This is a genomic window from Anabaena sp. CCY 9910, assembly GCF_963920875.1.
GTDB lineage: Bacteria > Cyanobacteriota > Cyanobacteriia > Cyanobacteriales > Nostocaceae > Trichormus > Trichormus variabilis.
The window spans coordinates 1-13895 of sequence record NZ_CAWUDJ010000005.1 but is presented as its reverse complement, the minus strand read 5'-3'; the positions used below and the strand labels follow the sequence as shown (position 1 = coordinate 13895).

Here is a 13895-nt window from a genome sequence, read left to right as displayed (position 1 = left end):
TTGTTGATTTGAATTGGTTTAATTTGGTTCTACAACCGCACCCATAAACAAGATATTTTTGCTTTGATTATCACGAATTGCATAGAAAAAGGGACGGTCAACAATCATTTTAAATGGCTGTTGTGGCTCTCTCAAAGATGTCGCTACCATGCCTACAGAAGTTGCTGCACTAGCTTCTGTACCTTCTTCATTCACATCAATCACAGTTTTATGTCTAACTTGGCTAATAGTTAAATTGTCGCCGATACCAGAAAAGTTGGCTTTATCACTAAAGGCTTCTGCCATACCTAAAGATTTCAGGGCATCATTCAAGGTGATATCATAGTTTGTCTGAAAACGCGGTAAACGAATAGAGCCTTCACGGTTCCTCAACTGAGGCATCCATGTTTCCCAATTCTCTGCATTTAAGTTTTGATAAAAGGCTTTGAGATTAGAGTTTTTTGTGGGCAAAAAGATATACAAACTCACCTTGCCATCTTGACCATAAGGTAAACTTACAGACTGAAATTGTGGTGTTTCATAATATCTATATTCACCCGTTTGTGACATCATTGGGTGTTGTGTCTGCTGACCCGATGCAGTGTAAAATGTCTGTGGTGTTGTTTGAGACTTATCAAAAGCACTACTCCATTTGCCATTAAAATATATGGCGTTGATGAGAAATAGCGCCTGATTTGGTTCAATATTATCGACAATTTTGTCAATTTTACCTTTAGTATTTTCCTTCACCCAGGAATTAATTGTATTTACAGCCGTGACATTTTTAAAGTCTAAATTTGTCACCTTGGCTTGATAGAAATCGCGGGTAGTTTGCACAAATTCGGGACGCAAACTCACATCTTGATTAGCCCACAGGGAGTTAGCTATAGTCAGTTGGACATTTTCACCAGGATTTTGTAGCAGCTTGTTTAATGAAGCGTAAGCAGAGTTAAGTTCTGGTAGACTGATACCCTGTAACTCTAGGGTTTTAGCCATTGCTTTTTGCGTAGAGCCGCTAGCGCCATTGTAGGTCATAGCTAGGGCGATCGCTACACTCGTCGGCGATACAGAAATATTTTTGGCGTTACCATCTTCTTTTGCAATTTCCGAAAATAGCTTAAAGCCAAACTTATTATTAGCATCGACAATTTTAGTATCAGGCACTACTGTTTTTTTTTGCAATGAAGATTCTGCTGGAGATACCCCAGTCTGGGCCAGCGCACTTGTGTCAGGATTAACTTGAGAACAACCTAGTACACTGAATAAAACCACGCTAGCTGCTGCTAGAACATAACGTCTTCCCAGACTAACAGCGTAACGTCTTTGTAAAAAACTGTCTTTCACACCACTGAACTTCTGCCGATTCATGTTACTACCTCGTGTGCCAAAGTTTTTAGCTATCTACCAAACTTGACGTTAATGCCGTATTGCTTATTTACTATTGCATTAACACAACTGAAACACTCGACGGTTACAGTTTTAGTAACAATGAATTTGGCAAGAAAGGTAAATATATCTATTGCAAAAAATCCCTCAATATGGCACCACCTATCGACTTTGCAGCATTTAATTTTGGTAGTTTATCTTAAGGCTGAATATTTGTATTTTAGACTACTAAATTAGGACTTATGTAGTGTTACTAATTTTCTCGCTTTTTTGTCAATAGTCCATAGTCAATAGTTAAAGTCAAGGTTTTTGGGCTGTGGAATATTGACTATTGACCATCCTCAGAAGGGTTTTGTGGTTCAGTGCGTAAGTCCTAGAAATAACTATTCTCAAACCTAACGACCCGGATTTTTTGTTGATAACGGGTGTAGGGGTGTAAGGGTTTCAAACATTTATTTTAAATTTTGTTGGCATAGCCTACTCTTTAATTAGACACTGTCCACCAAGCTAAGGCATAGGGTTGAGTGGCTTCATTAAGTTGTTTCTGGAACTGGACACGGATTTTGTAGTTTCCATTAGCAGGAACAGGGCAGAAAATATGTTCTACACTATCAACTTCACTAATAGAAGCACAAACAACAGCAGAATCTGTATCGTTGGTATCCGCTTTTACTAAATAAAGATCCAGATTATTTAGCTGGCGATCGCGGAAATTTTCACCTACATCAAATTGCTGATTTTTATTAGTATCATTTAATTCTACCAAACGGTTCCAACTAAGAGTAATAGCAACAAAACTATCTTTCTTGAGTGGCCTTGTTAACCCATACTCAACAGACTTCCCTACATCTACTTGTCGATAATCCCAGCCAATACTTGGAACTGGTGCTGTTGGTTGCCATTGACCAGCACTAAATTGCTGATAAGCACGAAACGCATTTAAATGACCCGTTCCCATTTGGGCATCCAAGGGAATTTTTGGGTCTTGATAGGCATCAGAAGACAACCAATCTTGGCTTTGTTTATCAATAAGTGTGCGAGTCATGCCCAAGCGTAAACCATCACCACTATCTTGAATCTTTTCGGCTGAATTGAGTAGTACTGCTTTCATCACTTGCTGACGACGGCTATCAATACTCCAATTTGGTTTTTTGGTGCGTAACTGTCTATCACCAAACTCTTGTAGCAAAGCCACCGTAGCGGTGAGATGGGGAGCAGCAAAACTTGTACCTGTAACCTTGTTCAACTTACCATCAGGATTGAGCAAGTTAATATTACTACCAGGCGCTACTATACTCACAGCGCGACGACCATCTATATTAAATTCCTTACCAGCCAAGCGACCGCTAACACCTTGATTAACACCTGCTAGGTTAGAAACGTCAACTTTATTAAAAATTCCCCCTCTCCGGGATGAAAAAGCCACGTTGATTCCGTTAAAATTATCTGTAGGGATAGGAATACCACCTTTACCCTGATTGCCTGCGATCGCATACACGACATCATGAACACGACTCGACCAGTCAACACACAAGGTAAGTAAAGCATTCCCATCTAAAACAGCCTCTGGTCGAGGGTCACGGTTAAGAGGTTCACCAAAGCTAAAGTTAATAGCGCGGACATCACCACCATTTTGTAATGCTATGTGCTGGGCCGATAAACACTCTTCCGGTTGACCCATATTTTTAGTAGAACCTACCGCCGATGAATATAATCTCGCGGCTGGTGCAACCCCAGGTAAACCTTTGTCCCTACTCACCATCACACCAGCCACATTATAAGCATGGGGGTCAACACCATTATTAGATTTAGCTGGGCCATTGCGTAAAAAAACAGCCGCCAGCGAAACGGCACGGTTTTTAGACACAGCCTTATCCCAACCAAACATCCCCGGACGACCAATTTCCACCTGACCGATAGCAATCTTTCTACCAAGCAAATTATAAGGAGGTTGGTGTAACTTCAAAGCATCAATACCGTTAGTTCCCAAAGAACTTTGTAAAGCCGCAGCCAACACAGGCACACTTAAACAAGAAGCACTTAATCCGCAAATTATCCAAGTTAGTTTTTTCATTGTTATTAGTCAGTGGTCAGTTGTCATTGGTCAATAGTCAATAGTCAATAGTCAATAGTAATTCTTCCCCTACTCCCCAGTCCCCAGTCCCCAATCCCCAGTCCCCAATCCCCAGCCCCCAATTTCTAAAAATCCTCAATATTTTGTTACAGTATTTTGTTACAATGCTTACAGACGAGGACGCTTAAAAACCCACCAGCCATGACCCAAAACCGATCTGAAAAACCCATAGTAATCTCTCCATCTATCCTATCAGCCGACTTTAGCCGTCTAGGTGATGAAATTCGTGCTGTAGATGCAGCTGGAGCTGATTGGATTCATGTTGATGTAATGGACGGTCGTTTTGTACCTAATATTACGATAGGTCCTCTGGTAGTGGAGGCAATTCGTCCAGTTACAAAAAAACCTCTGGATGTCCACTTGATGATTGTGGAACCAGAAAAGTATGTAGAAGATTTTGCTAAAGCAGGGGCTGACATCATTTCTGTTCATTGTGAACATAATGCTTCACCACATCTGCACCGCACCCTGGGACAAATCAAAGAATTAGGTAAACAAGCAGGTGTCGTACTCAACCCTGGTACACCTTTAGAACTCATCGAATATGTTCTAGAACTGTGCGACCTCATACTAATTATGAGTGTTAACCCAGGCTTCGGTGGTCAAAGCTTCATTCCTGGCGTAGTTCCCAAAATCCGCAAGTTGCGTCAAATGTGTGATGAACGCGGTTTAGACCCCTGGATTGAAGTAGATGGTGGACTCAAGGCTAATAATACTTGGCAAGTTTTAGAAGCAGGTGCGAATGCAATTGTGGCTGGTTCTGCTGTATTTAACGCTAAGGATTATGCAGAGGCGATTACCAATATTCGCAACAGCAAGCGTCCGACACCAGAATTAGCTAAGGTTTAATTTAGTTTCTCATCGTTAACAAAAAAAGGCGATCGCTTGTGCGATCGCCTTTTTTTTATCATGGGAATTTATAACTCAAAATCTATTTGCGGCTACCCAACCACTTAGCGGCGGCGATACCAATTAGCCCTGCAACTACAGGATTGCTGAGGAATTTCATAATTCCTGGTTGTTCTGCGAGGACTTCGCGGAAAATGTCGGGGTGGTTGTGATAGGCGAAGGATGCAAGTTTGCTGACATCATCAGCATTCATGCGGCTGGCGTGGTGAGTGCTAAGTCCTAGTTGTTGTTCTAGGTGTTTATCATCTAATCCCCGTTGCTTGAAGTGTTTGAAAAAGGCGCGGGCGACATCATCCCGTTCGTTGGGCTTGATTTGGGCGATCGCTTTTTGTAATTCTGGTTCCATTTGACTGGAAGGAATTTGATTAGGCTGGAAAGACCGGTCAAAAAATTGACGACGCTGATCTGTGGTTGTCCGTTGGGCGAAATCGTCAAAGGTTTCGTATTCAGTTGCAGGATCACCCGTTGGACTATCTAAAGATTCCACATTACCTTCAGCTAAATCTCTCATGATTTGCCGTCTGTATTCTTCGCTACTTGTCACTTTTCTCTTCTCCTTATTAATGCCAATTCAGCGATTAGGTATACTGAATTTGGTTAGTCTGAACGTCGTACTTAGCCGTCAAAATCAACTTTTTATCAGGCCCATACACGAGAACAGTTAAATCTTGATTGGGAAAGTTTTTGCGGAAACCTTGGGTTAAAGATTTGACTAGAGGTCGCACTTCGTTAGGACGTACTTGACGCGAAATCACAACTCCTAGCTTGTTGTTATCACGCACATACGCATCTTGAATTAATCCTTGAGAAGTCTGTACAACCCAGTTACCAAAAGTTTGTCCAGATGGCGAGTTTCCCCTCTCTAATTGGGAATAAGCTGTACCACCACTAATTGCTGATGGGGTGCTTGTCCGGTCAAGTTGAGCTACGTTTCCACCACCGCAAGCAGTCATAAGCATCAACGTGAAAACTAAGACAACAGTAGTCAAGATTTTCCTGCTCTGCTGAACCCAAGTCATTGTTTATCTCTCCCATTTACATACGATTTATAACAAGCTATTTATTAAGGTTATTGATGTGATATTTAATCAAATAATTAGCTCAGAGAAACTTTTTGAAAAATGTAGAGATATGACGAATCAAATCTCTACAACAGCCTTATAGATTAGCCTCCATCTCCCAAACTAAACCTTTCACCAATAGGTAGAAAAAAGACAATTGTCTTTTTTCAAACTACCTGAGAATATCAGCTCAATAGCTTTAGTCTATCTTTTTCTTTACGTTGTCCTTAACATCTTCAACAGCATGACGGACTTCACTTTCGGCTTGTTTAGCTTTGCCTTCAGCTTTATCTTTAGGGTCACCAGTTACATTACCTAAAGCTTCTTGAGCTTTACCTTCAATATTTTTAGCAGTGGCTTTTGCTTTATCTTCTAAGCTCATTTTTCTCTCCTTAGTTTTATAGATTTTAGTTGCAAAGTTATTAGTAAACTTTGAATTGTTTGTTATCACATTTACAAAGTAGCTTAAAACTTTTGCCATAGCCTTCTGTCACAAGACATATTGATCTACTATGCAAAAAGAGTGAAAAAACGAAAGTAAAACAAAAGATCCCCGACTTTTTAGAAAAATCGGGGATCTGATTTATCACCTATAAATTAATAGAATTATTTTCTGAACTAATCTATAAAACCCATCAGACTATCAGAATCATCAATAGTATTTGATGCAACCGGACGATCGCCCATCGACGAGTAGGTGCTAGACAGAACCAAGGAACTGGAAGCAATTGGACGAATTCCAGATAGGTTTATACTGTCTACGATATTGAATGTATGGGCTGTAATTGGACGAAGTCCCATTATATCGATTGTTTCAACTACGTCCAAAGTACTAGTACTAATTGGACGTAACCCAGCAACGGAAATTGTTTCAGCTACTTGCAAGTCACTACCGGCAATGGGGCGTATTCCTGAAACAGCGAGTGTTCCAAGAACTTCTTTTTTATCGGACTTCTCTACTGACAGTTCAGTGCTTGGCTCGACTTGCTCTTTATTCAAGCTCTGACCCTGATTATTTTCTACTTCCACTGTTGTTTCTCCTTTGAGCTTGGCGCGTTTTTGCCGAGGACTGACCGTTTTGCCGGTACTGCTAATGGTCATAATTAAACACCTCTGGGTTATTAACGTAACTTTACAATACTTAAGGAAAAATCAAATTATTTCCTATATAAGTGAGTTTACCCTTAAAGCACCTTGCATATATATAAGTATCTTCAAAAGTGACATATAAGTAAACTTAAATTCTGAAAATTTGTAAAAGAAAATTGCTAATTGAAAAGTTCTGGGAGCAGGGGCAAGAATGCTTACTATGGACTGTTGACTGTTGACTATGGACTATTGACTAGTAACTCAGTACTTAGCGCTACCCTGATTAATTTATCGCTAACATGAGATAGGGTATCTTTAGTACAAATGTATGACAGAATTTGGTCTGCAAGCTCCCTTTAGTCCGACAGGCGATCAACCAAGTGCGATCGCCCAGTTAGTTGCTAGCATTGAAGGTGGCAACCGTTACCAAACCTTATTAGGTGCTACAGGAACAGGTAAGACATTTTCCATCGCCGCAGTGATTGAGAAAATTGGGAGACCAACGCTAGTTCTGGCGCATAACAAAACCTTGGCGGCGCAGCTTTGTAATGAATTGCGCGAGTTCTTTCCCAATAACGCCGTTGAATATTTTGTCAGTTATTACGATTACTATCAACCAGAAGCCTATATTCCCGTTACCGATACGTATATTGAAAAAACGGCTTCGATTAATGATGAGATTGATATGTTACGACATTCAGCTACGCGATCGCTATTCGAGCGTCGTGATGTGATTGTTGTGGCTTCTATTAGTTGTATTTACGGTTTGGGTATCCCCGCCGAATATCTCAAAGCTGCTATCCCTCTGCAAATTGGCATGGAAGTAAATCAGCGCGAAATTTTGCGGGATTTAGCCTCTGTACAATACAGCCGCAACGATGTGGAAATGGGAAGAGGTCGTTTCCGCGTCCGGGGTGATGTATTAGAAATCGGCCCTGCTTACGAAGACAGAATCATTCGGGTAGAATTTTTTGGTGATGAAATTGACGCAATTCGCTACATCGACCCAGTAACAGGGGAAATTATCAACAGTTTACAAGCAGTAAATATCTATCCTGCACGTCACTTTGTTACCCCAGAGGAACGTTTAGAGGTAGCTTGTGAAGATATCGCCTATGAATTAAAACAGCGCAAAGCAGAATTAGAAGAAGCTGGCAAATTGGTAGAAGCGCAACGCATCGACCAACGCACCCGCTATGACTTAGAAATGCTGCGGGAAGTGGGTTATTGCAACGGTGTAGAAAACTATTCCCGACATTTAGCAGGAAGACAAGCAGGAGAACCACCAGAATCTTTAATTGATTATTTTCCTAAAGATTGGCTATTAGTAATTGACGAATCTCACGTTACAGTCCCGCAAATTCGGGGGATGTATAACGGCGACCAAGCTAGGAAGAAAGTATTAATTGAACATGGCTTTAGGCTTCCTAGTGCTGCTGATAACCGTCCTTTGAAAGCAGAGGAATTTTGGCAAAAAGTCAATCAGTGCATTTTTGTTTCTGCTACCCCAGGAAATTGGGAATTAGAAATATCAGAAAATCGCATAGTTGAGCAAGTAATCCGCCCAACTGGTGTAATTGATCCAGAAATTTCCGTGCGTCCTACAGAAGGACAAATTGATGATTTGTTAGGAGAAATAAAAGATAGAATAGACCTCCATGAAAGAGTATTGATTACCACTTTAACGAAGCGCATGGCGGAAGATTTAACAGAATATCTGCAAGAACATGGCGTGAAAGTGCGGTATTTACATTCAGAAATTAATTCCATCCAACGCATTGAAATCTTGCAGGATTTACGCCAAGGTAGCTTTGATGTTTTGGTGGGTGTGAACCTACTACGGGAAGGTTTGGATTTACCAGAAGTTTCCCTAGTAGCGATTATGGATGCTGATAAAGAAGGTTTCTTACGTGCGGAACGTTCTTTAATTCAAACCATTGGTAGAGCAGCAAGACACATCAGAGGACAAGCGATTTTATATGCTGATAATTTAACCGACAGCATGATTAAAGCCATTGAAGAAACAGACAGAAGGCGCGGGATTCAAATGGCATATAACAAGCTACATGGAATTACACCGCAACCGATTGTCAAAAAATCGAGTAATGCAATTTTGTCTTTCTTGGAAGTGTCTCGACGGTTAAATGCCACAGACTTAAAAGTTGTCGAAGAACATATCGATGAATTGCCCTTAGAGGAGATTCCTAACTTGATTGACAAATTAGAAGCACAGATGAAAGAAGCATCAAAAAAACTCGAATTTGAAGAAGCGGCAAAATTGCGCGATCGCATCAAACAATTGCGAGATAAATTAGTAGGAAGATAATTTGTAATTTAAGAATGGTTGGGTTAAGCGCAGAACAACCCAACCATTCTTAAATGTAATCGGTGAAAACAGGTAGAGAAATTTGCTGACCTGTCATTTTGAGAAGCTTGGTCTTTAAAAATTTGCTGGTAAAATTCGAGGCCATTCAACAATTGCCCCTACAAGATTCGCCCGTTGAAGATTCGCCCGTTGAAGATTCGCCCGTTGAAGATTCGCCTCTTCAAGATTCGCCTCTTCAAGATTCGCCCCTACATCCGCACATTCAAGATCCGCCAATTTAAGATTCGCCAATTTAAGATTCGCCAATTTAAGATTCGCCCATTCAAGATTCGCCCCTACAAGACTCGCCTCTTCAAGATTCGCCCCTACAAGACTCGCCTCTTCAAGATTCGCCCGTTGAAGATTCGCCCCTACAAGATTCGCCCGTTGAAGATTCGCCCCTACAAGATTCGCCTCTTCAAGATTCGCCCCTACAAGATTCGCCCCTACAAGATTCGCCCCTACAAGATTCGCCCGTTGAAGATTCGCCCGTTGAAGATTCGCCCGTTGAAGATTCGCCCCTACAAGATTCGCCCCTTGAAGATTCGCCCCTTGAAGATTTGCGCGAAAGAAGTCTTTTGTAATCAAAAGACAGTTTTGTAAATCTAAAAAACTCATGCAATTCAGGCACAATATATCAGCGTCAAAACCAACTCTTTGCCTTTGCAAGCGGGAAATCCAAGTGCCAAAAGCTTCAGGCGTAGGCCATTCAATTTTAGAAATCTTTTGCGTCACCCTAGCACAAGCATTTAAAACAACTAACAAAGCTTCTTCGGCATTACGTGCTTGTTGATTAGCTTGATGAAAGCTCTTAATCTCAGGCAAAAGTTCCATCGGCATTCCGTGATTGAGCATAAAACCAATTAAGTGACACAGGGTTTGTTGCCAATTTTCAACATTTAAGGGATTTTGTAAACGTATTTCATCACGAATGAAGTCGAACAAATACCGATCAATTGGGGATGTACCACAAAGAATTGCCCAGTTTTTTAAAGCCTCAGTTTCATCCCATCCTTTCCGATGATATTTGTCTTTTTGACGTTCTTCTAACTGTTCGTGAATCCAACTTAGTTCATGTACTATGCGCCTTGCTGTGAGATATTCACCAAAACTCTTGTGAGTGAATTCAAATGTCTTTTCTTCTTCTCTAACTCCACTCTGCCGGAAATAAAATGCTGTTAACAGACGAGTTACACCCGCTTCTGCTGCTTGCTGATATTTAATAAAAAGTTGCTTGATATGACTATTACCACTGCATTTCTTTTCAATTTCCCTAACCGTTGTAGTTCTACCATTGCCATGCCAGCAAGCTAGGGCGATTTCTTCTAGAATGAGGGCAAATTCTTCATCATCCGCTATGGTAAACTCTTGAGCGATGGGATGCTTTTGTCTATCTCCCCAACGGCGTTCATAAACAGCTTTGAGTAAGTCTGCATAGATAGTATTTAAGTTGCTATTCTCTGAAAATTCTACTTCACCCCGGTCATAACTCAAAGCCACTAAATAATTCAACAGAGGTTGAGCAGTAATTTCTATTAGCTTTCCTTGGTCTAAAGCTGGGGGTAAGCCATTATATTGCTTATCCTTGGCTACCGAATATTTTCGCCACCAAGATTGCCGTTGATCTGCCTCAAGCAAATTATTGTCGTCTTTGTAATTAGACCTCTCATATTCAGGCAGAAAATAAGGCAGGATATGTAATATTTCTTGTGGAGATTTATCAAACTGATTTGTGTTGGCTTGTACTACTAATTCACGCCCAGTAATTAAAACTTGCAAACAAGTTTTCTGTTGATTAGAGTTATTTATTTTTCTTTCTACTTTTTGAATAAATTCTTTAGCTACTTCTGCACCTAGTTTACCCTGCATAGCAAGTTCATCTAAACCATCAAAGATAATTAGTAACCGTGATGGTTGATTATCTTCTAAGGGGTTATGCTTAAAGAATTTATTCGCCTTAACAAACTCACCAACTGCATTAACTAAATTATCTTCAACCTCAAAACGATGCAAGGGAACAAATAAAACCTGAATTTCCCCTTTTGCAGCTTGTTCAGCAGCAAAGATTTTAGCAAAAGAAGATTTACCACTACCAGGGCCGCCACTAATTACCCGAATAGCATCTTGAGATGCAGCTTTGTTTAACCAAGCTTCTAGTTCAGTTTTTAAATCAACGACAACTAGCTCAAATTTTTTTTCTTCTGGACGTTGACGATCAGAATAACTATCTTTTGGAGTTTTAATTGGGATTTTATAGTAAGCCCGCAAGGGTATATAAATTTTTTCTAAGCCAAAGGTTTCATCAAATATCGGCTCTGCTACTTGTTTTTGTAGCCAAGCTGCATAACGCATCCATAAGCGCTCTTGCTCGTTAGCCTGAGTAAAGGGAGTATCAACTTCTGCTTTTAGACAAGCATATTTATCTGAATGTTCTGCCCACTCTTGATGTAAAGCAAATATAAAATAAGTAGGTAAGCGATCGCCAATTGTCTGAGCTTGAACTGCGTTTAAGCTAAAATATTGCAACCAATCACCAAAAGCACTTTTAATTGTTGTGAGAATGGGTAAATCTTTAGGATTGTTAAAGAAATCCTGATCAATACGTAACTCTTGACTTTCTAAGGATTCCTTAAGGTGACTATACAATAACTCAAGGTCACTGGAATTTGGCGTTTCCCAGAGTAAAGCTCGATTCTCTTCTACCAAACTGAGCATTGCTTGAATTAAAGAACGGTAAACAAGTAACCAGCCAATTTCCTCTGGTGTTTCTGCCAAACCAATTGCTGCTAATGCTTCTACCGCATCTTTTGCTACCTCTGTCCAATTTTGCAAAGCCCCATCTATAGCAGCTTTACTCAGAGATTTAAACAGTTCTGTAAAGTCTAACTTTGGTGGTTTTTTCCAAAATGGAATAGGCTTACTAATTAGCTTTCCAGATTCACTGCTCATGCTCATAGGAATTTGGTAAAAAATACTGCTTTAAGAAAAAATTAAGCATCACTTTATACTAATATTCTCAAAATTCACGTTAAAAATTAATAATTTGTTTGTAAAATGCTCAACTGTCAGCCTCAAAGGTTCAACTGTCAGCCTCAAAGGCTCAACTGTCAGCCTCAGAGGTTCAACTGTCAGCCTCAAAGGCTCAATTGTCAGCATCAAAAGCTCAACTTTTAGCCTCAGAGGTTCAACTGTCAGCCTCAGAAGCTCAATTGTCAGCATCAAAAGCTCAATTGTCAGCATCAGAGCCTCAATCGTCAGCCTCAGAAGCTCAATTATCAGCCTCTAAGCCTCAAAAATATCTTAAATATGGGAAATTGGAACTATAAAAACAAAATTTGCCCATGTGGGCTGAAAAAATTTGTAGGGAATATATATTAAGACAATACAGTTGAGTTAAGACTAACAATTTAGAATTGTGTAGGTTGGGTGGAGGAACGGAACCCAACATTCACGCATACTTTGTTGGGTTACGCTATCGCTACACCCAACCTACTATTCCCTTAACTAAACCGTATTGATATATAAGAGGGACACAGAAATTTTGTATCCTTATCTCAATCATTGATGCGATCGCCTATATTAAATCTTATCCAGCGACAACTTCGGCTTTCTTTTTCTTAGAACGGCGGGTAAACCTACGTCCCATCTCATCAATCACTGCATCTAAACCAGCCACATCACCACTAGCTTTGGCATAGTTATAAACGGCTAATGCTGCTGTGTATGCTTCACTACCAGATGCCATACAGGTATCATCTACAAGTTCTTGCAGTTGGGTTAAAGATAATAGCACTGGATACAACGCTTCATACAGTGTTAAATCCCGACGCATTTCTTCTATATCAAAAGAACGGGGTAAAAAGTTGGGGTTTTGTGTGGCTACTTCCAAAGCTTTGCTCACAAATGCTCGACTTTTATCCCCCATTTTGACTATTGTGCGGCGATCTTCCGTTGTCAAATCAATTAAAAACGGTAATTTTTCACGGATAGTAGCGATCGCCTGCATAACTGCATCCCTATCTGCTGCGGATAGGTTGGCACTGATACGATTTTCTGGCATATTTACTACAATCTTGGATACTGTTAATTTCAGTATTCCCCAAGTCAGTTAGGCAGCTATAGTTACTTTTAAGCAATTAAGGAAAATTCTTTATACCACCGAAAATACGGCATTTTGATTGTTACCAGCCTTAGGGGAGGTTTGAAAAGTATTATTGCTAACACCAAAGCCTCAAAAACTTGACCCCCCTATCCCCATTCACTTGTAGCTACGTTGTATACACAAGTACTAATCGCCTCCGCCGGAGAGGTACGCCATCGCACAACCTAAAGCTAGATAACGAAACCAATTACTAGGGGAATTTTAAGACTTGTGTGTACACCGTAGTTTCTGAAGGAGACGTGTCCTAGAGCAATCTAGCCATCGACTCTAATCACTGCTAGGTTAAATTACTTGCTTTCTCAACTGCTTTCTTTAACTCTTCAAAGGTAATACTACCGTCTTCGTCTGAGTCATACTGTACTAGCAACTCTTGGGGGCTATTGGTATTTGTTTCTGATGAGATGACTGCACTTAAACCAGGACTTAAAAAAAGCTCATTAATGGAGATTTTACCGTCTTGATCACGATCTAAGGTATTAAAAAGAGATTGAAGCTCTTGCTCAGTTGTCATAAATTTCTATCTGAATTAATATTTCACTTTAATATTTCAGAATTAAATAAACTTATATCCTGAGATGTAGAAATAGGTATTGCTGGGACTGAGATTAAGAATATTAATACCAATTCTCTATGAAATTGCGCCAAATAAATGATGTAGAGACGTTGCACGCAACGTCTCTACAGTACAGAATAAAGTGCATCTATGGCTACGCCAGGCAAGCTACATCAAGAAACAGTATAAAGGTGAGTATGAACCAATACGGTTCAGTTAAGAGAATGGTAGGTTGGGTGGAGCGATAGCGGAACCCA

Annotated in this window: 12 protein-coding genes; 3 read left to right on the top strand and 9 right to left on the bottom strand. The window is 40.2% G+C overall.

From position 1 onward, the window contains the following. Positions 1 to 18: 18 nt before the first annotated feature. Both ACM5QX_RS06005 and ACM5QX_RS06000 read right to left on the bottom strand, forming a co-directional pair. Entirely contained in the window at positions 19 to 1347 is a 1329-nt protein-coding gene (locus ACM5QX_RS06005) for a serpin family protein (protein WP_414752800.1), read from the bottom strand. Between the two features lie 502 nt (positions 1348 to 1849). After that, positions 1850 to 3439 (bottom strand): S8 family serine peptidase, encoded by a 1590-nt coding sequence (locus ACM5QX_RS06000; RefSeq protein WP_414752799.1) that lies wholly within the window; start codon positions 3437 to 3439, stop codon positions 1850 to 1852. 201 nt (positions 3440 to 3640) lie between these two features. On the opposite strand from ACM5QX_RS06000, the gene rpe reads away from it, so the two are divergent. Then, positions 3641 to 4348, top strand: coding sequence for a ribulose-phosphate 3-epimerase (gene rpe / locus ACM5QX_RS05995; protein WP_011321338.1), 708 nt, complete (start codon positions 3641 to 3643; stop codon positions 4346 to 4348). Between the two features lie 82 nt (positions 4349 to 4430). On the opposite strand, the gene ACM5QX_RS05990 is transcribed toward rpe, so the two are convergent. The 4 genes from ACM5QX_RS05990 to ACM5QX_RS05975 all read right to left on the bottom strand — a co-directional run bounded on the left by ACM5QX_RS05990 (position 4431) and on the right by ACM5QX_RS05975 (position 6570). Then, on the bottom strand, positions 4431 to 4952 hold the full coding sequence (locus tag ACM5QX_RS05990; RefSeq protein ID WP_414752798.1) for a hypothetical protein: 522 nt from the start codon (positions 4950 to 4952) through the stop codon (positions 4431 to 4433). A 34-nt stretch (positions 4953 to 4986) separates the two neighbouring features. Beyond that, positions 4987 to 5427 (bottom strand): hypothetical protein, encoded by a 441-nt coding sequence (locus ACM5QX_RS05985; RefSeq protein ID WP_414752797.1) that lies wholly within the window; start codon positions 5425 to 5427, stop codon positions 4987 to 4989. A gap of 241 nt (positions 5428 to 5668) precedes the next feature. Next, the gene (locus tag ACM5QX_RS05980; RefSeq protein ID WP_011321341.1) at positions 5669 to 5851 is read right to left on the bottom strand and encodes a CsbD family protein; all 183 of its coding nucleotides are present in this window, start codon (positions 5849 to 5851) and stop codon (positions 5669 to 5671) included. A gap of 236 nt (positions 5852 to 6087) precedes the next feature. Then, positions 6088 to 6570, bottom strand: coding sequence for a hypothetical protein (locus ACM5QX_RS05975; protein ID WP_414752796.1), 483 nt, complete (start codon positions 6568 to 6570; stop codon positions 6088 to 6090). A 316-nt stretch (positions 6571 to 6886) separates the two neighbouring features. On the opposite strand from ACM5QX_RS05975, the gene uvrB reads away from it, so the two are divergent. Beyond that, positions 6887 to 8884 (top strand): excinuclease ABC subunit UvrB, encoded by a 1998-nt coding sequence (uvrB, locus tag ACM5QX_RS05970; RefSeq protein WP_414752795.1) that lies wholly within the window; start codon positions 6887 to 6889, stop codon positions 8882 to 8884. Between the two features lie 114 nt (positions 8885 to 8998). Here the strand turns inward: uvrB and ACM5QX_RS05965 are convergent, their stop codons facing one another. Continuing rightward, positions 8999 to 11878 (bottom strand): pentapeptide repeat-containing protein, encoded by a 2880-nt coding sequence (locus tag ACM5QX_RS05965; RefSeq protein WP_414752794.1) that lies wholly within the window; start codon positions 11876 to 11878, stop codon positions 8999 to 9001. 88 nt (positions 11879 to 11966) lie between these two features. On the opposite strand from ACM5QX_RS05965, the gene ACM5QX_RS05960 reads away from it, so the two are divergent. Then, positions 11967 to 12209: a hypothetical protein gene (locus tag ACM5QX_RS05960; protein WP_414752793.1), complete on the top strand. Its 243-nt coding sequence runs from the start codon at positions 11967 to 11969 to the stop codon at positions 12207 to 12209. Positions 12210 to 12509: 300 nt separating this feature from the next. On the opposite strand, the gene ACM5QX_RS05955 is transcribed toward ACM5QX_RS05960, so the two are convergent. Together ACM5QX_RS05955 and ACM5QX_RS05950 are read right to left on the bottom strand one after the other, a co-directional pair. Then, on the bottom strand, positions 12510 to 12983 hold the full coding sequence (locus ACM5QX_RS05955; RefSeq protein ID WP_011321348.1) for a hypothetical protein: 474 nt from the start codon (positions 12981 to 12983) through the stop codon (positions 12510 to 12512). Positions 12984 to 13362: 379 nt separating this feature from the next. Continuing rightward, positions 13363 to 13596, bottom strand: coding sequence for an EF-hand domain-containing protein (locus ACM5QX_RS05950; RefSeq protein WP_414752792.1), 234 nt, complete (start codon positions 13594 to 13596; stop codon positions 13363 to 13365). Positions 13597 to 13895: the final 299 nt, after the last annotated feature.